This window comes from Rhodoglobus sp. GW821-FHT12B09, assembly GCF_058809925.1.
The window spans coordinates 1-19,505 of sequence record NZ_JBXATB010000005.1; the positions used below are offsets into that span (position 1 = coordinate 1).

Genomic DNA, 19,505 nt, shown 5'->3' on the forward strand with positions numbered 1-19,505 from the left:
CGCGCGGGCGACCGCGCGGCGCCGCGCGGCGCACGCGGTTGCGCGCGGTAAGCACTTTCCGTACACTCGCGGTAAGCGCTTTCCCGCGCCGAAACACGAGCAAGGAGCATCCGTGGCCCCCACCAGCATCGGCATCATCATGAACGGCGTCTCGGGGCGCATGGGCTACCGGCAGCACTTGCTCCGAAGTATCCTCGCGATCCGCGAGCAGGGCGGCGTTCTGCTCTCCGACGGCACGCGCGTGCAGGTCGAGCCGATGCTGGTCGGCCGGAGCATCCCGAAGCTCAAGGAGCTCGCCGACAAGCACGGACTCACCCACTACACGAACGACCTCGACGAGGCGCTGGCCAACCCCGACTTCCCGATCTACTTCGACGCGCTCGTGACCCAGGCGCGCGTGCCGGCGATCACGAAGGCCATCGCGGCCGGCAAGCACATCTACACCGAGAAGCCCACGGCCGAGAGCTTCGAGGACGCGCTCGAGCTCGCGAGGCTAGCCCAGAGCAAGGGCGTCAAGAACGGCGTCGTGCACGACAAGCTGTACCTGCCCGGGTTCCTCAAGCTGCGCCGCCTGATCGACTCCGGATTCTTCGGCAAGATCCTCTCCGTGCGCGGCGAGTTCGGCTACTGGGTGTTCGAGGGCGACTGGCAGCCCGCCCAGCGCCCGAGCTGGAACTACCGCGCGGAGGACGGCGGCGGCATCGTCAGCGACATGTTCGCGCACTGGAACTACGTGATCGAGAACCTGTTCGGCCGCATCGAGAGCGTGTACGCGCGCGCGGTCACGCACATCCCGACCCGCGTCGACGAGAACAACAAGGCATACACGGCGACGGCGGATGACGCGGCCTACGGCATCTTCGAGGTCGAGAACGGAGTCGTGGTGCAGCTGAACTCGAGCTGGGCCGTCCGGGTCAACCGCAAGGAGCTCGTCGAGTTCCAGGTGGACGGCACGCTCGGCTCGGCGGTGGTCGGGCTCTTCGGCGCGCGCATCCAGCCCCGCAATGCCACCCCCAAGCCGGTGTGGAACCCCGACCTGCGCGAGACCCACGACTACTTCGCCGACTGGATCGAGGTGCCCGACAACGAGGCGCACGAGAACGGCTTCAAGGTGCAGTGGGAGCAGTTCCTGCGGCACGTGCTCGAGGACGCCCCCTACGAGTTCGACCTTCTCGCCGGCGCCCGCGGGGTGCGGCTGAGCGAGGAGGGGCTGCGCAGCTCCGCCGAGGGCCGTCGGATCGACCTGCCGCCGGTGACCCTGTGATGATCGAGTTCCGGGATGCCCCGGCCTTCGCCAAGCCGACCGCGCCGCTGACGAGCCGGGTGGCCTACGCCGCCGCCCACGTCGTGCCGCGCACCCTCGCCGAGAACGTGCCCGGCGCCCCGGCCGACATCGACTGGGACGCGACCCTCGCGTTCCGGCACCACGTCTGGTCGTGGGGCCTCGGCGTCGCCGACGCCATGGACACCGCCCAGCGCAACATGGGGCTCGACTGGGCGGCGTGCACGGAGCTGATCCGGCGCAGCGCCGCCGAGGCCGCATCCGTCGGCGGAGCGCTCGTGGTGGGCGTCAACACCGACCACGTCGCGGAGGCGGCCATCTCGCTCGACGCCGTGGTCTCCGCGTACCTCGAGCAGCTCGAGGTCGCCGAGGATGCCGGTGCCGGCGTAGTCCTCATGGCCTCCCGCCACCTCGCGCGGGCGGCCGCCACCGCGGCCGACTACGAGCGCGTCTACCGCGAGGTGCTGTCGCGGGCCGGATCCCCCGTCGTCCTGCACTGGCTCGGCGAGGCGTTCGACGCGAACCTTGCGGGGTACTTCGGACCCTCCGCGGGCGACACCGTGCTCCGCATCATCGAGGACAACGCCGCCACGGTCAGCGGCATCAAGATGTCGCTCCTCGACGCCGGCGCCGAGATCGCGCTGCGCGAGCGGCTGCCCGAGGGCGTGCGCATGTTCACGGGCGACGACTTCAACTTCGTGGGACTCATCGAGAGCGGGTCGGATGCCCTCCTCGGCGCCTTCGCGGCGGTGGCGCCGAACGCCTCAGCAGCGATCCAGCGGCTCGACGCGGGCGACGTGGACGGCTACCGCGCCATCCTCGCCCCCACCGAGGCGCTCTCGCGCCAGGTGTTCGCGGCGCCCACGCAGTTCTACAAGACGGGCGTGGCGTTCCTCTCCTGGCTGAACGGCCACCAGCCGTCGTTCACGATGGTGGGCGGGCTGCACTCCGCGCGAAGCCTCCCGCACCTCGCCGAGATCGTCCGGCTCGCCGACGCGGCGGGCGCACTCGAGCTTCCCGACCTCGCGGCCCGGCGCTGGAACTACCTGCTGAAGGTGAACGGGCTGTGACTGAATCAGCGCCGAGCAGGTTCTCGCTCAACCAGGCCACCATCAAGCACGCGACGGTGCCGGAGGCCGTCGCCGCGACCGTCGGCGCGGGCATCCCGGCCATCGGCCTCTGGCGCGAGCCGGTCGCCGAGTTCGGGCTCGAGGCGAGCGCCGCCACTGTCCGCGACGCAGGGCTGCGGGTGTCGAGCCTGTGCCGAGCGGGCTTCTTCACCATGCCCGAGGGGCCCGCGCGGCGGGCATCCCTCGATGACAACCGCCGCGCGATCGAGGAGACGGCAGCCCTCGGCGCGCCCACCCTCGTGCTCGTCGCGGGCGGGCTGCCGGAGGGCTCCCGCGACCTGGTCGGGGCCAGGGAGCGGGTGCGCGACGCGATCGGCGAGCTCGCCCCCGAGGCGCTGGCCGCCGGGGTGAGCCTCGCGATCGAGGCGCTGCACCCCATGTACGTGACCGACCGCGCCGTCGTGTCGACGCTCGGGCAGGCGCTCGAGATCGCCGAGCAGTTCGACGCGCGCGCTGTCGGCGTCGTCGTCGACACGTTCCACGTGTTCTGGGATCCGGCCGTGCTGCCCACCGTCGCGCGCGCGGCCGGCCGCATCGCGAGCTACCAGGTGTGCGACTGGAACATGCCGATCGCGGCCGACCCGCTGCTCAGCCGCGGCTACCCCGGCGACGGCCTGATCGACTTCGAGTCGCTCACCCGCGCCGTGGTCGAGGCCGGGTACCACGGCGACATCGAGTGCGAGATCTTCAACCAGGAGATCTGGGATGCCGACTACTCGACGGTCGCCGCGACCTCCGCTGAACGCTACCGCGGGCGTATCGAGCCGTATCTCTAGGTAGTACGCGGCGGCGCTGGTCGGTCGCCTTCGGGCGGTGAGATCCGACAATCGTCTGTCCGGTTCGAGACGGAGGAGACGATTGCCGGATGTCACCGGCCCAGGTGGCCCGCTACTCGTACAGGTGCTGGTGCGAGTCGTCGAACTCGATGCTGTCGGCGGTGCATCCCACGAGCCCGAGGGTCACGCGGAGCAGCTGCGGCGGCAGCTCCGGGCCCGGCGGAGGCGTCGGGGCCAGCAGGCTGATGCCCCCGCCCCCGAGCAGGCTGCCCGTGACCGAGTCGACGTAGACGACGGCGTTGCCAGTCAGGCGCATCTGGGTGGAGGTCGACACGAGGGACGGGCTCGTCGAGTTGCGGACATCCAGCACGAAGTCGTCGATCACGAACTGGTCGGCCTCGATCTTGAAGACGGTCGCGCGCGAGCCGTCCGCGAGCGGCACGGTCACCAGCGACAGCGACTTCAGGCCGTTGATCGAGAGCGACGAGCCGCCCAGCTGCGCCGCGGGCAGGGTCATGACCGGGGCATTCGGATCCTCGACCGGCTGGATCAGCGGGGCGCCGAGGCCCGAGTCGGTCTCATCGCCCTGGCCGAGGAGGTTCCCGAGGGTGTCGCCGAGGTCGGTGAGCGGGTCCGACGGGCCGCCGGGATCGCCGGGGGTGTCAGGAGTCGCGGGAGGGCACGACATCAGCAGCGGGATGCACAGGCTCTCCGCCGCCTGAGCGCTCGAGGCGCCCAGGCCGACGAAGCCGGCGCTGAGGCCCAGGCTGAGCACCGCCACCGCGGCGACGCCCTTGCGCGTCCTGCTCTTCTTCGGGGTGCCGGCTACGACCGGCTCGGCACTAAAGGGAGTGCGCCCTTCTTCGCCGTGATCTGCGGCGGCGCCTGCGGCGCTTCCACGGCCTCCTTCTTCGGGAGCCACGCGACCACGAGCACGCCGCCGACCGCGCCGAGGAGCATCCCGATGAAGAACCCGCCGAGGTTCACGCCGACGATCGAGTACACCGCCAGCACGAGCGCGAGCACGCCGTAGAAGATGCGGTGGGCGGGCATGAGCACGGCGAGGATGCCCAGCAGCACCATCCCGATCGGGATCACCGTCGCCTGGAACCCCTCGATGCCGAGTTGCACGTGGATGTTGCCGATGTCGAGCTGGCCCGAGAAGAACATCTCGATGCCGGCGAGGACCACGAGGACCCCGCCCACGAAGGGCCGCTGCCGGGCCCACGCGCCGAACGCCGACTCGCGGACGCCGGCGGAGAACTTCCTGAACGCGGCGCGCATCAGAAGCACGTCTTCGTGCCGTCGGTCAGCTCGACGTGCATGCCGTTGAGCGTGAACACCGAGGCCTGGGTGCTCCACGCGGTCTGCTGGAGCCCGCTGATCGCGATGGTGTCGGAGTCCTGCGCGAACGTGCCGGCCTCGCCCTTCGCCGCCGTGTTCACGGTGGAGGCGTCGACCCCGATGCGGATGTTGCCGAACGTCGAGTCGCCCTTGAGGTCGGTCATGCCGATCTGCAGGTCGGTCGCGGTCGCGGGGGTTCCGCCGCCGCCGGCCGTGATCATGAGCCCGACCGTGCCCATCGGCGTCTCGGTCACGACGGACTGGCACAGGTCGCTCAGGCTCGCGGACGCGATGTTGGCGATCGCAACCTGGTGCGGGTTGCCCGCGGTGTCGTTCGCGACTCCCGCGTACTGCGAGAAGCCGGTGCCGTCGAGCTGTGAGGCGCTGATCTGGAACTGGCTGCCGGAGATGGCGAACGAGACCGGCACGGCACCCTGGGCGACTCCGCCCAGCAGAACCGTCGAGACGAGGGCGACGGGCACCGCGGCGATGACAATGCGCCCCGCGTGGCTTGCTGTGAACTTTCGAACCTTCATCTGATCCTCCTTGATCGGGCGGGTACGACCGTTATTGACAACGGTCCCAATAGGAGGGACTGCGATCCGGGCCCGTTATGACGCCGTTTGGCTAACTTTTTCCGCGTGCTTAGGTGGGTGGCATGCAGGCGACGCGGCGGACCAGGTTGAGCCCCGACGAGCGCCGCGCCCAGCTCATCGCGCTCGGCGTCGGCGCACTGGCATCCGGCCCGCTCGAATCGCTCACCATCGAGAGCCTCGCGGCAGCCGCGGGCGTCTCGCGCGGGCTCGTGATCCACTACTTCGACACGAGGGACGGCCTGCACCGCGAGGTGGTCCGCACCGCGTGCGACGCGATGCTGCACGCCACCCAGCCGGACGAGGAGCTCGAGCCGCTCGACCGGCTGCACGACACCCTCACCCGGCTGGTCCGCTTCGTGCGCGACCACCGGCTCACCTTCCACTCGCTCGTGCGGGGTGCGGCCAGCGGCGACCCCGAGGTGCGCGAGCTCGTCGAGGAGACGAGGACGGTGCAGACGGGATGGCTCGTGCGCGCGTTCCTCGAACTCGGGACCCCCGATTCCGACACCCTCCGCATCGCACTGCGGTCGTGGGTGGCCTTCGCGGAGCAGGCTCTCGTCGACGGCGCCCTGCACTCCGAGCTCTCGTCCGACGAGCTCGTGCTCTTCCTCGACCGCTCGGCGAAGGCGGTCGTGGCCTCGGTCTAGGCCTCGCCCTTGTTGCGCTTGCGCGCCACCCGGGGTGCTCGCGCGCCGAGGAACGATCGGCTCGACGTCACGTCGAAGCCCTTGCTGAGCGCTTCGCGACCGATGAGCATCCGGAACCCCATCTGGTCCCGGTTGGTGAGCGTCACCTCCGCGACCACCTCACGGCCCACCAGCACGACAGTCAGCCGCACGACGAAGCGCTCCTCGACGTGGCCCGACGAGCTGCGGATCCTCCGCACGTCGTGCACGGGGCTCTCGACGGTCACCTCGTCCTCGGTGGAGCGCTGCCACGGCCGCACCGTGTACCGCACCCACGCGACACCGTCGCGGTCGAAAGCCTCGATGTCGTACGCGTGGATCGACGACGTCTGCGCACCGGTGTCGAGTTTCGCCTTGACCCAGGGCACGCCGATCAAAGGGAGCTGCACCCATTCGCGCCACCCGGCGAGGGTGCTTGAATGGGCGGGTACGTTCACGCCTCCATCTTGTCAGGGCCAACACCATGAAACTCGCCATACTGTCGCGCGCCCCGCGCTCGTACTCCACGACGCGCCTCCGTGCGGCGGCAGCCCAGCGCGGCCATGACGTGAAGGTGCTCAACACCCTGCGCTTCGCTATCGACCTCTCGCAGCCCCAGCCCGAGCTGCAGTACCGGGGCAAGCCCCTCAGCGAGTACGACGCGATCATCCCGCGCATCGGTAACTCGATCACCTACTTCGGCACCGCCGTGGTCCGGCAGTTCGAGCAGATGGACGTCTACACGCCCAACACTGCGAACGGCATCTCGAACTCCCGAGACAAGCTGCGGGCCACCCAGATCCTGTCCCGCCACAACATCGGGATGCCCGCCACCACGTTCGTGCGCAACCGCGCCGACGTGCGCGCGGCCATCGACAGGGTCGGCGGCGCCCCCGTGGTGATCAAGCTCCTCGAGGGCACCCAGGGCATCGGGGTGATCCTCGCGCCCGAGGTGAAGGTCGCCGAGGCGATCATCGAGACCCTCCAGTCGACGAACCAGAACGTGCTGATCCAGCACTTCGTCCGCGAGAGCCGCGGGCGCGACATCCGGGCGCTCGTCGTGGGCGACCGCGTGGTCGCGGCGATGCGCCGCACCGCCAGCGGGGACGAGTTCCGCTCGAACGTGCACAGGGGCGGCGCGGTCGAGGCCGTCGACATCACGCCGGAGTACGAGCAGGCCGCGGTGCGCTCGGCGCAGATCATGGGGCTCAAGGTCGCGGGCGTCGACATGCTCGAAGGCGACGACGGCCCGCTCGTCATGGAGGTCAACTCCTCCCCGGGCCTGGAGGGCATCGAGAGGGCGACGAACCTCGATATCGCCGGAGCGATCATCGACCACATCGCCGATCGGGTCGCGTTCCCCGACATCGACGTGCGCCAGAGGCTGAGCGTCTCGAGCGGCTACGGCGTCGCGGAGATCGTCGTGTTCGCGAACGCGGACCTCGTGGGCACGCCGCTCGGCGACTCCGGGCTGCGCGAGCGCGACATCACGGTGCTCACGCTGCACCGCGGCACGACGGTCATCCCGAACCCCAAGCGCGGCACGATGCTCGAAGCCGGCGACCGCCTGCTGTGCTTCGGCAAGCTCGAGGAGATGCGCGGCATGGTCCCCGAGCGCCGCACCCGCCGCCGCAAAGTGCGCCGCCTGCCGAAGGAGTCCCTGCCGGCCGAGGGCGAGTAGGCCGCGCCCCGCCGGTCGCGCGGGCGCTCCGCCACTGCCGGTCGCGGGCCCGTAGCGCCCCGGTCGCGCGGCCGCTCCCGCGCTGCCAGTCACACACTGGCTCCCGGAACCCGCCAGGAGTAGCGTCGAGGCACAACCAACAGGGGAGGGCCTCATGGCTGACAAGGGATTTGACCTCGGTGGCATCGGCGACGTGGTGGGCGGCCTCATCCAGGGCAAGGGCCTGGATGTGAAGCAGCTCGAGCCGATCTGGGAGGGCATCCGGCCCACGCTCGCCGGTCTGCCGACCGACGACATCATCGACAACATCACGAAGTGGGCGGCCGAGCTCGACCTGCCCCTGATCAAGAACATCCCGGATGCGACGCTCAAGCAGCTCGCCGACGGTGCCAAGGTGCCGCTCAGCAAGCTCCTGAAGGGGTAGCTCGCCCGGGGGCTGACTAAGCTCTGCTCATGACCACCGCGGAGGCGACGCGCTACCTGGAGGAGCCGCTGCTGACCTCTCCCGGCCAGCCGCTCCGGGTAGCCGTCTACTCGCGCATCTCCCAGGGCATCCGCTCGGGCACGCTGGTCTCCGGGGCGCTCCTGCCGCGCGAGACCGAGCTGGGCACCGCTCTGGGAGTGAGCCGCACCGTCGTCCGCGAGGCGCTGATGCTCCTCGAGGAGGACGGGCTCATCGTGACGAAGCGCGGCATCGGCCGGTTCGTCTCCGACTCGCTGCCGCACGAGGGCCTCGAGGAGTTCCAGTCGCTCGAGAGCCTGCTCGCGGAGCCCGGCTCGACGCTCGACGTGCAGCGCCTCGAGTTCACCCTGCAGGCCACCACCGACTTCGTCTCGGACCACCTCGGTGCGGGCGTGGGCGACGAGTTCTGGTTCCGCGAGTGCCTTGTGAGCCGGGACGGGCAGCCCGTTGCGCTCGTGCAGGAGTACATGCCCGACGAAGAGCACCTGCGCGCCCTGGACCAGCGGATCGGCTCGGAGCTGCGCGCGGCCGCCGACGAGGCATCCACCCTCTTGCAGGCTCTGAACCGCCGCGCCGGCCAGCCGTTCGCCGCGGGCGTCTGCCGGATCGCGGCGAACGTCGCCGGGCCGACGCGCGCCGCCCATCTCGGGATCAAGGCGAGCGACCCGCTGCTCGTCCTCACCCAGACCGCCGAGCTCGGCGGCACCCCTGCCTACGTGTCGAAGTGCGCGCTACCGCCGGCCTTCGGCCACCTCGCGGTCACGCAGTGGAAGCGGGCCTAGCGCCCCTCGCCCGGTAGACCAGGACCAGCAGCACGAGCAGCACGATGAGGCCGGCGGCGACGGTGTAGCCCGCAGTCGGGCCTGCCGCCTGGACGAGGATCCCGCACCCGGCTGTCGCCAGCGCCTGGCCCACCACCAGCGTACTCTGCAGCGTGGTGAGCACGGTCGTCGTCCTCCCCGGAGGCGCGGCGCGAGCGCCCAGGCTGAAGAGCACGACGAGCACCGCGCCGATGCCCGCGCCGGCGACGAACAGGCCGACGACGGCGAACGGGATCGAGGATGCCGACGCCAGCAGTACCGCGCCCGCCAGCCCGACCACAGCGAAGGCCGCCCACCTCGCGACGAGGCCGAACCCGGACGGGAGCACCGCGGCCAGCGCGGCCGCCAGGATCGCGCCGGCGCTCATGGCCCCGTATGCGATGCCCGCCTGCCCGCCCGCGCCGCGCGCGGCCATGAACTCGCTCAGCGCGGTCAGCACCGAGCCGAAGACGCCGCCCACGAGCAGCATCGCGACCGAGAGCAGCACTACGGCCGCGGACACGACCGGAGCGTGCGGCGCCTCCGAGGGCGCCCGGGGCGGGGCGGCCGCGGCCGAGGGATGCAGCGCGAACGCCACCACGATCGTGCAGCTCAGCGCGGCGCCGATGAGCAGCGGGGCCCACGGTGCGATCAGGGTCGTGAGGAGCCCCACGAGCACCGGACCGAGGAGGAAGGACGCCTCATCCATCACCGACTCGTAGCTCATCACCGCGGCGGTCGCCCGGGCGCGCGCCCCCGGCGATCGAGGGGTCGACGCGAACCCCGCGAGGCGCGCGCGGGAGAACGGTGCCACCTGCGGCGTGGTGCCCCCGACCACGAGCGCCAGCGCCGCGACGGCGGGCATCGGGCCGGAGACGAGCAGGAGCAGCGCGGCGACGGCCAGCACGCTGAGCCCGCACGAGAGGAGCAGCACGGCGCGCTGGCTGGTGCGGTCGGCGAGGGCTCCGGCCGCGGGCCCGCAGACTGCGGTCCCGATGCCCGCGCAGGCCGCGGCCAGCCCGGCCTCGGCGATGGACCCGCGCGCGGAGGCGACGAGCGTGAGCACGCCCACGATCATCATCGCGAACGGCAGTCGCCCCACGAACGCGACCGGGAAGTACCCCCAGCCGGTGAGCCGGGCGAAGGCCGCGAGGTCCGCGCGCAGGGGAGGGCGGGACATCCCGCCGCTCCCCCGCGTGCCGGTCAGAGCTTCGGCGACGACGGCGAGCTCACCACGAACGCGCCCGAGATGATGTCGGCCTTGAGGGCCTCCACCTCGTCGAGGAGCGCGGGGTCGAGCTTCGACTCCCAGTCGTGCGCGGGCGCGATCCCGACGCCGTCGTTCTCGAGGGTGCCGATGTAGGCGCTGTTGTCGAAGGAGTCGGCGCCCGCGGCGAGCGTGACCTCCTTCGCGGCGGTGGTCAGGTTCTTGAGCACCGAGGTGAGGTAGTACTCCTTGTACTCGGGCGCGCTGACGTACGCGTCCGAGTTCACGCCGATGATGGCGCCCTCGCTGCCGCGGTCCTTCATCGCCTCGATGGAGGCCTTGAACAGCGTGCCGGCCACCGGCATGATCACGTCGACGCCCTGGTCGAGCAGGCCGGAGGTCACCGTCTTGGCCTGGTTCTGGTCGTCGAAGCTGCCGACGAAGAGGCCGTTCTGCGCCGCCTTGTCCCAGCCCACGACCTTGACGGAGGCGCCGTGCACCTCGTTGTAGTGGGCGACGCCGTCCACGAAGCCGTCCATGAAGATGGTCACCGACGGGAACGGCATGCCGCCGTAGGTGCCCACGACACCGGTCTTGGACGCACCGGCGGCGAGGTAGCCCGCGAGCACCGCCGCCTGGGCGGTGTCGAAGAGCACCGGCTTGACGTTGTCGAGCACCAGCGGGCTGAAGTCGTCGTTGGTGACCGTGCTGTCGATGAGGGCGAAGTTGACGTCGGTGTTGGCCTGGGCAGCATCGCGGGTGGCTGTCGCGAGCGCGAACCCGACCGTGACGATGAAGTCGCAGCCCTCGCCGATGAGCGCGTCGATGTTGCCCGAGTACTGGTCCTCCGAGGCGGACTCCGTGGCCTTCGGCTCGACCCCGAGAGTCTGGGCAGCCTCCTTGACCCCGTTGTAGGTGAGCTCGTTGAAGTCCTTGTCGTCGAACCCGGTGAGGTCGGAGACCGCGCAGGGGAGGAAGTCGGTCGCGGCCGCCCCCGACGACTCGACGGGATCGGGTGCTGCGCCGCATCCGCTCAGGACGAGGGCGGCGAACGCGCCCAGTGCGACGAGCGAGGTGAGCTTGGTGCTTCGTTGCATTGCTGTCTCCGTTATCTCTGGTGCCGTGATTGCAGATCCCGGCGGGTACCGGGCTCGAGGAAGGCTGAGTCCAGGCTCGCGCTGTCGAGCGTGGCGAGGTCTGAGGGGGTGAATCCGAGGACGTCGACGAGCACCGCGCGCTCGTCCCGCAGATCGGTGCCGGTCTGCATCGGGTTGTCGTCGCCGAGCACTAGGCGCACACCGGCGTCGCGGAAGACGGGTGCGGGATGCTCGGCCACCGCCGCGATCGCCCCGGTGTACCAGTTGGAGGTCGGGCAGACCTCGACCACGATGCCCGAGTCCGCGGCCCACGCGAGCACGTCCGGATCGTCGACGATGTGCGCGCCGTGCCCGATGCGCGTCGCGCCGAGGAGCTCGGCGGCCTCGCGGGCCGCGGCACCGGGCGCCGCCTCAGCCGCGTGGCAGGTGATGCCGAGGCCTGCCGCGCGGGCGATGTCGAAGGCGTCGCGGTGCGGCGCGAGCTGGGGGAACAGCAGCTCGTCGCCGGCGAGGTCGAAGCCTACAACTCCGTCGCCGGCGAAACGGGCGGCCGCTCGCGCAACGGCGAGGTTGGTGTCGCGGTCGTGGTGGCGCAGCGCTGCGACGACGGCACCGCTCGGCATGCCCGTCGCCCGGGACGCCTCGCGCATCCCCTCCGCGACCGCCGCGATGACGGCGTCGATGCCCCGAGCGTCTTCGGCATGGGTCGCCGGCCCGAAGCGCAGCTCGAGGTAGTCGAGGCCTGCGGCCGCGGCATCCTCGACCGCCTCTCGTGCAATGCGTCGCGCAGACTCCGCAGACCGGAAGAAGGGGTAGGTGGACGCGACCTTGGCGAGGTAGACGGTGAGGTCCGCGGGGCCGGTCAGTCGGATCGCCTGCTCCCAGCCGCCCGCGGGCTCGGGGACGCCGCCGGCCGCCGCGAGCTCCGCGGCGGTGGACGGGCGCACCCGGCCCTCGAGGTGGCTGTGCAGGTCGATGAGCATCAGAGTTCCAGCCGCACCGCTACTTCGAGGGCTGCCTCGATGCTGCGCATCCAGCCGTCTTTGAGCGCCTTCTCGACGCCCGAGTAGAGGCTCGTGCCGTCGAACAGGTTGCTCGAGGTGGAGCAGATCATGCCCGACCGCACGCCGCGCAGGCGCGCTACGACGTAGAGCGCGGCGCTCTCCATCTCCACGTTGAGCACGCCGAGGCGGTTGAGCTCTGCGATCCACTCCGGGGTCTCGGCATAGAAGGCGTCGTCGCTGGCGTTGATGCCGGAGTGCACGGATGTCTCGGTGCCGCTCGTCAGCTCCCGGGCGACCTTGGCCAGCTCGAGCGCGATCTCGAGGTCGGGCACGGCCGGGAACCCGTGGTGCGCGTAGGCCGCCGTGGTGCCGTCGTTGCGCAGGGCGCCCTCGCTCACGAGCAGGTCGCCCGGCTTCACGCCGGGCTGCAGGCCCGCTGACGAGCCGACGCGGATGAACGAGGTCACGCCCACACGGATCAGCTCCTCGACGGCGATCGCGGTGGACGGGCAGCCCATCCCGGTGGAGGTCGCCGTGATGAGGCGGCCCTTGTACATGCCGGTCATCGTCATGTGCTCGCGCTTGTGGGCGACGGTCTTCACATCCGTGAGGAACTCGGCCACGAGCGGTACACGGAAGGGGTCGCCGGGCAGGAGCGCCACCGTCGACACCTCGCCGGGCGCGACGCCGATGTGGTACTGGCGCTCGCCAACACCGGCGGAACTCTTGTCTACTGCCTGGTTCATCGGGGTCTCCGCAACTCTGGGGATCAACTCGGTACGATGTTATACCTCGTTGCGTTACGGGCGGGTTACAGTTTTGGGGGAACGAGAGACGGGCCCGCCGAGGGGCCACTTTCTACCGAAATTCCGGGGACGCCCGTAACAACTGGCCCCTCGCGCTCCCTCACGCGAGCGCCGACCGTGCCCCGGGGTCGGGCTACGACCGCCCGCCACGGGGTCCGGCTACGCGACCGCCGACCGCGCCTCGTGCACGAGCAGGCCGCGCGGAGAGGCCGGGAACCGGTCGAGCATCGCCTGCACCTCAGCTGCGTCGACATTCGCGCCGAAGAGCTCCGCGCCCGGCTCGAGTCGCGCGCCCTCGGCGAGGGGGCCCGCGAGGACGGCGTCGAAGCCGAGGGCGTCGACGAGGGCTGCAGCGGCGGTGACGTCGGCCGGGGCATCCCCCGCGATCGCCAGCGCCTTGCGGCCGGCCGCACCTGCGGGCCGCGCCTCCTGGTCGAGGTCGTGGTAGCCCATGTGGTTGAACGCCTTCACGACGCGGGACTCCGGCAGGTACGACTGCACGAGCTCGCTCGTGGAGGTGCGCGGGTCGTTCAGGTCGTCGCGGATGCCGTCGATCTCCCACCAGTAGTTCATCGCGTCGATGACGAGCTTGCCGCGCAGCGCGTCCACGGGGATGCTGCGGTACTTGCCGAGCGGCAGGGCGAGGATCACGATGTCCGCTTCGGCCGCGGCCCGCTCCGCGGTGGTCGCGACCGCGCCGGGAGCCAGCACCTCCACGATGAGCGCGATGCGCGACGGGTCGCCGGAGCCCGCCACGAGCACGCGGTAGCCGGCCGCGAACGCCAGCCGCGCGAGCACGGTGCCGACCTTGCCCGCGCCGAGGATGCCGATCGTGGTCATGCCGCAGCCCTCGCCGTGAGCAGCTCCTGCACCCGCGGTGCGACCTCGCGGCCGAGCAGCTCGATGGTGCGCGAGCGCGCCTCGCGGGGCAGGTGCAGGATGTCGTACTTGAGGTCGAACCGGTCGAGCTGCAGCTCCCCCGCGACGAGGGCGATCTTCGCGGCCACCGTCTCCGGAGACCCGACGAACAGGGCGCCGCCGTCGAGCTCCATCTCGAACCGCTCGCGGGAGGGGGCGTAGAAGCCGCGCTCTGCGGAGATCTGCCGCACGACCGGCTCCCAGTAGCGCCACCAGGTCTCGCGAGCCTCCTCGTCGGTGTCGGCGATGAGGCCGAGCGAGTGCTGGCCGACCGGCTGGCCGGGCTTGCCGAACTGCGCGAGCGCGCGCTTGTACAGGTCGACGTGGCCTGCGAACCGCTGCGGCTGCCCGCCGATGATCGCGAGCATGAGCGGCAGGCCGTACCGCGCGGCGCGCACCACGGACTCCGGGCTGCCGCCGACGCCGATCCAGGTCGGGATGCCCCCCTCGGGCATTCGCGGGTGCAGCGTCTCGGAGTCCAGCGGCGCGCGCACCGACCCCGACCAGGTCACCGCCTCCTCGCGCTGCAGGCGCATGAACAGGTCGAGCTTCTCCTCGAACAGGTGCTCGTAGTCGGCGAGGTCGTAGCCGAACAGCGGGAAGGACTCGGTGGCGGATGCACGGCCGAGGATCAGCTGCGCGCGCCCGTTCGACACCGCGTCGAGGGTGGAGAACTCGTGGTACAGCCGCACCGGGTCGTTCGTGCTGAGCACGGTGACCGAGGTGCCGAGCTTGATGCGCTCGGTCGCCGAGGCGATCGCGGCCAGCAGCACCGGCGAGGCGGAGTCGGTGTGGCCCGCGCGGTAGTGCTCGCCCACGCTGAAGACATCGAGCCCCGCCGACTCGGCGAGCTTCGCCTCCTCGACGAGCAGGCGCACCGTCTCGGCGTCCGTGAGCACGCGGCCCGCGGCATCCGTCGCGACCTCCCCGAAGGAGTTGAGCCCCAGTTCGAATGTGCCGTTCATCTCGTCCTCCATGTAATTGACGTATCAATTATCCACGATAAGATTGACGTGTCAATTAGGAGGCTCCATGCAGGCGAACACCGCGCGACGCTCCCCCACCGCCGACGAGCTGCGCGCCTGGCGGCTCTTCATCGAGACCTCGAGCCAGCTCGGCAGCGTGCTCAACAGCCGGCTCCAGAGCGAGTCCGGCCTCTCCTCCGCGGACTACTCTGTGCTGCTCGCGCTCACCGAGGCCGCCGGCAAGCAGCTGCGCTCCTCCGACCTCGCCACCCACGTGGGCTGGGAGCGCAGCCGGCTCTCGCACCACCTCGGGCGCATGGAGGGCAGGGGGCTGATCCGCCGCGACGACTGCGCCACCGACAGCCGCGGCGCCGAGATCGTGCTGACGGATGCCGGCGCCGCAGCCTTCCGCAAAGCCAGCAGTTCGCACCTGCACGCGGTGCACGAGCTGTTCGTCGACGCCCTCACCCCCGAGCAGATCGCCGCGGCCGGAGAGATCGCGGCCGCCCTCAAGATCCGGCTCGACGCCTAGAGCTGGGGGCTACCAGACCGGCGGGTGCCGGAGCTCCCGCGTGCTCTCGAGCTGCGCGGCGATCGCGAGCAGCGCGTGCTCCCCGCCCGGGCGGCCGACGAGCTGGACCGCGACGGGGTGGCCCGCGGCATCCCGCGACACCGGAAGCACGATCGCGGGCAGGCCGGCGACGTTCACGAAGCTGCTGTACGGCGCGTACCGCACCTGCTGGGCGAAGTTCTCCTGCGGGTCGACGTCGTCGAACCAGCCGATCGGCCTCGGGGACTCACCGAGAGCCGGGGTCAGGATCGCGTCGAACGGGGCGAACGCGGTGATCGTCTCGCGCTCGAACACCGTGCCCGCCGCGAGCGCGTCGGCGAGGTCGCGCGCACCGAGCGCCCGGCCCGCCCGCACCAGCCACGCGGTGATCGGCTCCAGTAGGTGCAGCCGATCGGATTCCACCGGGATGCGCGCTGCGCTCGCCCGCCACAGGGTGGTGAACATCTCGGCGTAGCCGCGCGGCCGCCAGTCGAGGGCGTCGACGTCGTGGCCGAGGCCGGTCAGGGCGCGGATGGCCACCTCCACCGCCTCACGGCCCGCGGGGTCGGGCACGATGGCGCCGTCCCACGGCGAGACGTCGGTGACGCCGATCCGGTACGCACCCTCGGGATTCAGCGCGGTGGGCAGGAACGGGCCGGTGCCGGGGGCGCGGAGCGCGTACGGGTACGGCCGCCCGGTCGCGAGGGCGTCGAGCAGCAGCGCGGCATCGGCGACCGTGCGCGCGATCGGGCCGGCCACGGCGAGGCCCGCGATCCCGTCGAGGCCCGACCCGACCGGCAGGCGGCCGCGCGAGGGCTTGAGGCCCACTACCCCGACGGTGGCGGAGGGGATCCGGATGGACCCGCCGCCGTCCGACCCCGGTGCGAACGGCAAGAGTCCGGCCGCGACGGCCACCGCGGCGCCGCCGCTCGAGCCGCCGGCTCCCTTCGACGGGTCCCACGGGTCGCGGGCCGGCGGCGCGACCAGCGTCTCGGTGTAGCCGGTCATCCCGAATTCCGGCGTGTTGGTCTTGCCGAGGCTGATCGCGCCGGCGTCGTCGAGGAGCAGGGCCAGGTCGTCGGAGGCCGCAGCCACGTTGTCGGCGAACGCCCGCGAGCCGTACCGGGTAGCCACACCGGCTCGCGCGACGAGGTCCTTGTCGGCGAGCGGCATGCCCCACAGCGGGGCGTCCGACCGCTCGAGGCGCTCCGCCCGCAGCAGCGCGGCTTCCCCGGTCACCGCCACGAGGGCGCCGAGTGAGGGGTTCAGGCGCTCGATCCGCTCGAGGTAGTGGGCGACGAGCTCCCGCGGGGAGAGCTCGCCCGAGCGCAGCGCGGCGACCTGGGCGAGCGCGGTCAGCTCGTGCAACTGCGACATGCTGCGAGCCTAGGCTGTCTCGCTGGTCGAGTTGCGGGAATTCCCCGCGCCCGGGGTGGTTCACTGAGGTGTGCACACAATGCCCACCGCTCCCACCCTCACCGAGACCGAGATCACCGCGATCCGCGCGGGCTTCCCGATCCTCGCGACGGAGGTGAACGGCCGACCGCTCGTCTACCTCGACTCCGGCGCCACCTCGCAGAAACCGCTCGCGGTGCTCGACGCCGAGCGCGACTTCTCCGTCACGCGCAACTCGGCCGTGCACCGCGGCGCCCACACTCTCGCGGCGCTCGCGACGGAGGAGTTCGAAGAGGCTCGGGAGACTGTAGCCCGCTTCGTGGGTGCCGACGCCGACGAGATCGTCTGGACGTCGAATGCCACCGAGGGCGTGAATCTGCTCGCGTACACCCTCTCGAACGGCGGTGAGCTGGCCCTGAAGCCCGGCGACGAGATCGTCGTCACCGAGCTCGAGCACCACGCGAACCTCATCCCGTGGCAGCAGCTCGCGCAGCGCACGGGGGCGGTGCTGCGGTACATCCCGGTCGATGACGAGGGCGCGCTCGACCTCGAGCGCGCGCCGATCACCGACCGCACGAGCATTCTGGCGTTCTCGCACGTCTCGAACGTGCTCGGCGTCGTCAACCCGTTAGCCGATCTCGTCGAAAGAGCGCACGCTGTCGGCGCGCTCGTGGTGCTCGACGCCTGCCAGTCCGCACCGCACCTCCCGCTCGACCTGCACGCGCTCGACGTCGACTTCGCCGTCTTCTCGGGCCACAAGATGCTCGGCCCCACCGGCATCGGAGTGCTCTACGGCCGCAGCCGACTGCTCAACGCCCTCCCGCCGTTCCTCACCGGCGGGTCGATGATCACCACGGTCACGATGGAGTCCGCGCAGTTCCTCCCCGCGCCGCAGCGGTTCGAGGCCGGTACCCAGCGGGTGTCGCAGGCGATCGCCCTCGCCGCGGCGGTCGACTACCTGAGCGCGATCGGCATGGAGCGCGTCGCCGAGCACGGCAGCAGGATGAGCCGGCAGCTGATCGAGGGGCTCTCCGCGGTCGACGGCGTACGGGTTCTCGGAGCACAGGGCCACGAGCGCGTGGGTCTCGCGAGTTTCGCGGTGGAGGGCATCCACGCCCACGATGTCGGCCAGTTCCTGGACGACCGGGGCATCGCCGTGCGGGTCGGCCATCACTGCGCCCAGCCGCTGCACCGCCGTCTCGGGCTCACGTCGACCACGCGCGCGAGCGGCTCGGTCTACACGACCGAGGCGGAGATCGACCTCTTCCTCGCGGCGGTCGCCGACTCCCGCGCCTTCTTCGGAGTGAGCGCGTGAGCGACCTCGACGGGCTCTACCAGCAGCTGATCCTCGACCACGCGAAGAACCCGCACGGCCGGGTGCCGCTGGAGTCGCCCACGGGCCAGTCGCACCAGGTGAACCCCACCTGCGGCGACGAGGTGACCCTGTCGATCCGGGTCGAGAACGGCGTGATCGAGGCCGTCGGGTGGGAGGGGCACGGCTGCAGCATCTCGCAGGCCTCCGCGTCCCTGCTCGCGACGCTCCTCGACGCGGTGCCGGTCGCGACCGCGCAGGAGCTGCTCGAGGAGTTCCGCGCGGCGATGCGCTCGCGCGGCCAGATCGAGCTCGACGAGGACCGCTTCGGCGACGCGATCGCCCTCAACGGCGTCTCCAAGTACGTGGCGCGGGTGAAGTGCGCGATGCTCCCCTGGGTCGCGCTCGAGCACGCGCTGGCGGGATGACCGCGCTCCCCGATCTCGTCGGGCGCCGCCCCGCACCCCGCCGGCAGCCCGCGCGGAGGTTGTGACACCATGCGGATGCCGAAACCTCCGCATGGGGTCAATGGGTCCGCGCGGCCGGGCGCGGGTTGGAGCGCGGGGGGCGTGGCGGTAGAGCCCGAGCGCGGCGGGGTAGCGCCCGAGGGTGGCGGCCTAGAGCCCGAGCGCGGCCCAGAGGGGACCGAGGTCGCGCCGCTCCTCCAGGGCGTCGATACTCTCCTCCAGCTGCGCGGGGCTGTCGGCCCCGATGACCACGGAGGCGACGGAGCGCTCGCGGGCCGCATACGTGAGCGCCGCCTGCGGCAGGGTGGTGCCGTGCTCCTCCGCGAGCCGCGCGATGTGCCGCGCGCGCTCGATCAGGTCGGCGGGCGCCCGCCCGTACTCGTAGTGCGACTCGTCGGAGGGCCAGGCGCGCGCGGTCAGCCCGCTGTTGAACACGCCCGCGTTCAGGATCGAGATGCCCCTCTCCCGGCACGTGGGCACCAGCCTCTCGAGCGCGGGCTGCTCGAGCACCGTGAGCCGTCCGGCGACCATGACGGCGTCGATGTCGGCCCCGGCAGCGAACGGCTCGAGCGCCTGCAGCGTGCCCGAGCCGACGCCGATGGCTCCGAGGATGCCCGCCTCGCGCATCCGGACCAGCTCCGGCACGGCCTCGCCGAGCGCCACGCCCAGATGACCCTCGGGGTCGTGGACGAGCGCCACGTCCACGCGGTCGAGGCCCAGCCGGTCGAGCGACTCCTCGAGGGAGCGCCGCACACCAGCGGCGCTGAAGTCCCACTGCCGCTCACCGTCGACGATGAGCCTGCCGACCTTGGTGCTCAGCACGTACTGGTCGCGCGGATACCGGGCGAGGGCGGCACCGAGGCTGCGCTCCGCGAGGCCGAGTCCGTAGTGCGGGGCCGTGTCGAAGTACCGCACCCCGCGCATCCACGCGGTGTCCACGATCGCCGCGGCCTCCTCCGCGGTCATGACGCCGTAGAGGTTGCCGAGTTGCGCGGTGCCGAGGCCGATCGGCGTGACGCCGACCGCGGTGCTTCCCAGGCGGTTCAC

General features: G+C 71.4%; 22 protein-coding genes. 10 read left to right on the forward strand and 12 right to left on the reverse strand.

The features are described 5' to 3' along the window. The first annotated feature begins 139 nt into the window (after positions 1-139). The 3 genes from AC1RTC_RS10995 to AC1RTC_RS11005 are packed head-to-tail and all read left to right on the forward strand — an operon-like array spanning position 140 to position 3,188. Positions 140-1,264: a Gfo/Idh/MocA family protein gene (locus AC1RTC_RS10995; RefSeq protein ID WP_493155989.1), complete on the forward strand. Its 1,125-nt coding sequence runs from the start codon at positions 140-142 to the stop codon at positions 1,262-1,264. Continuing rightward, a complete protein-coding gene (locus tag AC1RTC_RS11000) occupies positions 1,264-2,352 on the forward strand; it encodes a dihydrodipicolinate synthase family protein (protein ID WP_493155991.1) in 1,089 nt (362 codons plus the stop codon). Before AC1RTC_RS10995 ends, AC1RTC_RS11000 begins: the two co-directional genes overlap by 1 nt. Then, positions 2,349-3,188 (forward strand): sugar phosphate isomerase/epimerase family protein, encoded by an 840-nt coding sequence (locus AC1RTC_RS11005; RefSeq protein WP_493155582.1) that lies wholly within the window; start codon positions 2,349-2,351, stop codon positions 3,186-3,188. The genes AC1RTC_RS11000 and AC1RTC_RS11005 overlap by 4 nt, the downstream gene beginning before the upstream one ends. Before the next feature lie 112 nt (positions 3,189-3,300). Here AC1RTC_RS11005 and AC1RTC_RS11010 read toward each other — a convergent pair whose 3' ends face one another. From AC1RTC_RS11010 to AC1RTC_RS11020, 3 genes are read right to left on the reverse strand one after another with little or no spacing between them, the layout of a single operon-like run. Further along, positions 3,301-3,969, reverse strand: a complete 669-nt coding sequence (locus AC1RTC_RS11010; protein WP_493155583.1) for a hypothetical protein — start codon at positions 3,967-3,969, stop codon at positions 3,301-3,303. Between the two features lie 44 nt (positions 3,970-4,013). Next, on the reverse strand, positions 4,014-4,472 hold the full coding sequence (locus AC1RTC_RS11015) for a DUF6114 domain-containing protein (RefSeq protein ID WP_493155584.1): 459 nt from the start codon (positions 4,470-4,472) through the stop codon (positions 4,014-4,016). Further along, the gene (locus AC1RTC_RS11020; protein ID WP_493155585.1) at positions 4,472-5,068 is read right to left on the reverse strand and encodes a DUF6230 family protein; all 597 of its coding nucleotides are present in this window, start codon (positions 5,066-5,068) and stop codon (positions 4,472-4,474) included. The genes AC1RTC_RS11015 and AC1RTC_RS11020 overlap by 1 nt, the downstream gene beginning before the upstream one ends. 122 nt (positions 5,069-5,190) lie before the next feature. Here AC1RTC_RS11020 and AC1RTC_RS11025 point away from each other — a divergent pair, with 122 nt between their 5' ends. Then, a complete protein-coding gene (locus AC1RTC_RS11025; RefSeq protein ID WP_493155586.1) occupies positions 5,191-5,775 on the forward strand; it encodes a TetR/AcrR family transcriptional regulator in 585 nt (194 codons plus the stop codon). Here the strand turns inward: AC1RTC_RS11025 and AC1RTC_RS11030 are convergent. Continuing rightward, the gene (locus AC1RTC_RS11030) at positions 5,772-6,251 is read right to left on the reverse strand and encodes an ATP-dependent zinc protease family protein (RefSeq protein ID WP_493155587.1); all 480 of its coding nucleotides are present in this window, start codon (positions 6,249-6,251) and stop codon (positions 5,772-5,774) included. The two genes, AC1RTC_RS11025 and AC1RTC_RS11030, sit on opposite strands and share 4 nt — an antisense overlap. A gap of 26 nt (positions 6,252-6,277) precedes the next feature. On the opposite strand from AC1RTC_RS11030, the gene AC1RTC_RS11035 reads away from it, so the two are divergent. The 3 genes from AC1RTC_RS11035 (at position 6,278) to AC1RTC_RS11045 (ending at position 8,719) form a co-directional block, all read left to right on the forward strand. After that, positions 6,278-7,474: a RimK family alpha-L-glutamate ligase gene (locus AC1RTC_RS11035; protein ID WP_493155588.1), complete on the forward strand. Its 1,197-nt coding sequence runs from the start codon at positions 6,278-6,280 to the stop codon at positions 7,472-7,474. A gap of 154 nt (positions 7,475-7,628) precedes the next feature. Continuing rightward, entirely contained in the window at positions 7,629-7,898 is a 270-nt protein-coding gene (locus tag AC1RTC_RS11040) for a hypothetical protein (RefSeq protein ID WP_493155589.1), read from the forward strand. A gap of 29 nt (positions 7,899-7,927) precedes the next feature. Then, positions 7,928-8,719: a GntR family transcriptional regulator gene (locus tag AC1RTC_RS11045; RefSeq protein WP_493155590.1), complete on the forward strand. Its 792-nt coding sequence runs from the start codon at positions 7,928-7,930 to the stop codon at positions 8,717-8,719. Here the strand turns inward: AC1RTC_RS11045 and AC1RTC_RS11050 are convergent. From AC1RTC_RS11050 to AC1RTC_RS11075, 6 genes are all read right to left on the reverse strand, one after another. Beyond that, positions 8,697-9,917 (reverse strand): MFS transporter, encoded by a 1,221-nt coding sequence (locus tag AC1RTC_RS11050; protein ID WP_493155591.1) that lies wholly within the window; start codon positions 9,915-9,917, stop codon positions 8,697-8,699. The genes AC1RTC_RS11045 and AC1RTC_RS11050 overlap by 23 nt on opposite strands. A gap of 23 nt (positions 9,918-9,940) precedes the next feature. Then, positions 9,941-11,041: a BMP family lipoprotein gene (locus AC1RTC_RS11055; protein WP_493155592.1), complete on the reverse strand. Its 1,101-nt coding sequence runs from the start codon at positions 11,039-11,041 to the stop codon at positions 9,941-9,943. Positions 11,042-11,052: 11 nt separating this feature from the next. Then, positions 11,053-12,024 (reverse strand): adenosine deaminase, encoded by a 972-nt coding sequence (add, locus tag AC1RTC_RS11060; RefSeq protein ID WP_493155593.1) that lies wholly within the window; start codon positions 12,022-12,024, stop codon positions 11,053-11,055. Further along, the gene (locus AC1RTC_RS11065; protein WP_493155594.1) at positions 12,024-12,791 is read right to left on the reverse strand and encodes a nucleoside phosphorylase; all 768 of its coding nucleotides are present in this window, start codon (positions 12,789-12,791) and stop codon (positions 12,024-12,026) included. The genes add and AC1RTC_RS11065 overlap by 1 nt, the downstream gene beginning before the upstream one ends. Positions 12,792-13,010: 219 nt before the next feature. Continuing rightward, positions 13,011-13,691 carry an NADPH-dependent F420 reductase gene (locus tag AC1RTC_RS11070; RefSeq protein ID WP_493155595.1) on the reverse strand — a complete coding sequence of 227 codons (681 nt, stop codon included), beginning with the start codon at positions 13,689-13,691 and terminating at the stop codon, positions 13,011-13,013. Next, positions 13,688-14,746, reverse strand: a complete 1,059-nt coding sequence (locus AC1RTC_RS11075; RefSeq protein ID WP_493155596.1) for an LLM class flavin-dependent oxidoreductase — start codon at positions 14,744-14,746, stop codon at positions 13,688-13,690. Before AC1RTC_RS11075 ends, AC1RTC_RS11070 begins: the two co-directional genes overlap by 4 nt. A gap of 55 nt (positions 14,747-14,801) precedes the next feature. Between AC1RTC_RS11075 and AC1RTC_RS11080 the strand changes: the two genes are divergently transcribed. Further along, on the forward strand, positions 14,802-15,266 hold the full coding sequence (locus tag AC1RTC_RS11080) for a MarR family winged helix-turn-helix transcriptional regulator (protein WP_493155597.1): 465 nt from the start codon (positions 14,802-14,804) through the stop codon (positions 15,264-15,266). A 9-nt stretch (positions 15,267-15,275) separates the two neighbouring features. Here AC1RTC_RS11080 and AC1RTC_RS11085 read toward each other — a convergent pair whose 3' ends face one another. Next, complete coding sequence (locus AC1RTC_RS11085; protein WP_493155598.1) at positions 15,276-16,661, reverse strand: amidase; 1,386 nt, start codon at positions 16,659-16,661, stop codon at positions 15,276-15,278. A gap of 79 nt (positions 16,662-16,740) precedes the next feature. On the opposite strand from AC1RTC_RS11085, the gene AC1RTC_RS11090 reads away from it, so the two are divergent. Further along, positions 16,741-17,994, forward strand: coding sequence for a SufS family cysteine desulfurase (locus AC1RTC_RS11090; protein WP_493155599.1), 1,254 nt, complete (start codon positions 16,741-16,743; stop codon positions 17,992-17,994). Next, positions 17,991-18,419 (forward strand): Fe-S cluster assembly sulfur transfer protein SufU, encoded by a 429-nt coding sequence (gene sufU / locus AC1RTC_RS11095; RefSeq protein ID WP_493155600.1) that lies wholly within the window; start codon positions 17,991-17,993, stop codon positions 18,417-18,419. The genes AC1RTC_RS11090 and sufU overlap by 4 nt, the downstream gene beginning before the upstream one ends. Positions 18,420-18,608: 189 nt before the next feature. On the opposite strand, the gene AC1RTC_RS11100 is transcribed toward sufU, so the two are convergent. Next, entirely contained in the window at positions 18,609-19,505 is an 897-nt protein-coding gene (locus tag AC1RTC_RS11100; protein WP_493155601.1) for an aldo/keto reductase, read from the reverse strand.

Coding starts and splice junctions, on each gene's coding strand:
- AC1RTC_RS11075 (WP_493155596.1), bottom strand. CDS start 14,746: ATGGAGGACGAGATGAACGGCACATTCGAACTGGGGCTCAACTCCTTC.
- AC1RTC_RS11070 (WP_493155595.1), bottom strand. CDS start 13,691: ATGACCACGATCGGCATCCTCGGCGCGGGCAAGGTCGGCACCGTGCTC.
- AC1RTC_RS11040 (WP_493155589.1), top strand. CDS start 7,629: ATGGCTGACAAGGGATTTGACCTCGGTGGCATCGGCGACGTGGTGGGC.
- AC1RTC_RS11000 (WP_493155991.1), top strand. CDS start 1,264: ATGATCGAGTTCCGGGATGCCCCGGCCTTCGCCAAGCCGACCGCGCCG.
- add (WP_493155593.1), bottom strand. CDS start 12,024: ATGCTCATCGACCTGCACAGCCACCTCGAGGGCCGGGTGCGCCCGTCC.
- AC1RTC_RS11020 (WP_493155585.1), bottom strand. CDS start 5,068: ATGAAGGTTCGAAAGTTCACAGCAAGCCACGCGGGGCGCATTGTCATC.
- AC1RTC_RS11080 (WP_493155597.1), top strand. CDS start 14,802: ATGCAGGCGAACACCGCGCGACGCTCCCCCACCGCCGACGAGCTGCGC.
- AC1RTC_RS11090 (WP_493155599.1), top strand. CDS start 16,741: ATGCCCACCGCTCCCACCCTCACCGAGACCGAGATCACCGCGATCCGC.
- AC1RTC_RS11050 (WP_493155591.1), bottom strand. CDS start 9,917: ATGTCCCGCCCTCCCCTGCGCGCGGACCTCGCGGCCTTCGCCCGGCTC.
- AC1RTC_RS11015 (WP_493155584.1), bottom strand. CDS start 4,472: ATGCGCGCCGCGTTCAGGAAGTTCTCCGCCGGCGTCCGCGAGTCGGCG.
- AC1RTC_RS11045 (WP_493155590.1), top strand. CDS start 7,928: ATGACCACCGCGGAGGCGACGCGCTACCTGGAGGAGCCGCTGCTGACC.
- AC1RTC_RS10995 (WP_493155989.1), top strand. CDS start 140: ATGAACGGCGTCTCGGGGCGCATGGGCTACCGGCAGCACTTGCTCCGA.
- AC1RTC_RS11085 (WP_493155598.1), bottom strand. CDS start 16,661: ATGTCGCAGTTGCACGAGCTGACCGCGCTCGCCCAGGTCGCCGCGCTG.
- AC1RTC_RS11055 (WP_493155592.1), bottom strand. CDS start 11,041: ATGCAACGAAGCACCAAGCTCACCTCGCTCGTCGCACTGGGCGCGTTC.
- AC1RTC_RS11025 (WP_493155586.1), top strand. CDS start 5,191: ATGCAGGCGACGCGGCGGACCAGGTTGAGCCCCGACGAGCGCCGCGCC.
- AC1RTC_RS11035 (WP_493155588.1), top strand. CDS start 6,278: ATGAAACTCGCCATACTGTCGCGCGCCCCGCGCTCGTACTCCACGACG.
- AC1RTC_RS11065 (WP_493155594.1), bottom strand. CDS start 12,791: ATGAACCAGGCAGTAGACAAGAGTTCCGCCGGTGTTGGCGAGCGCCAG.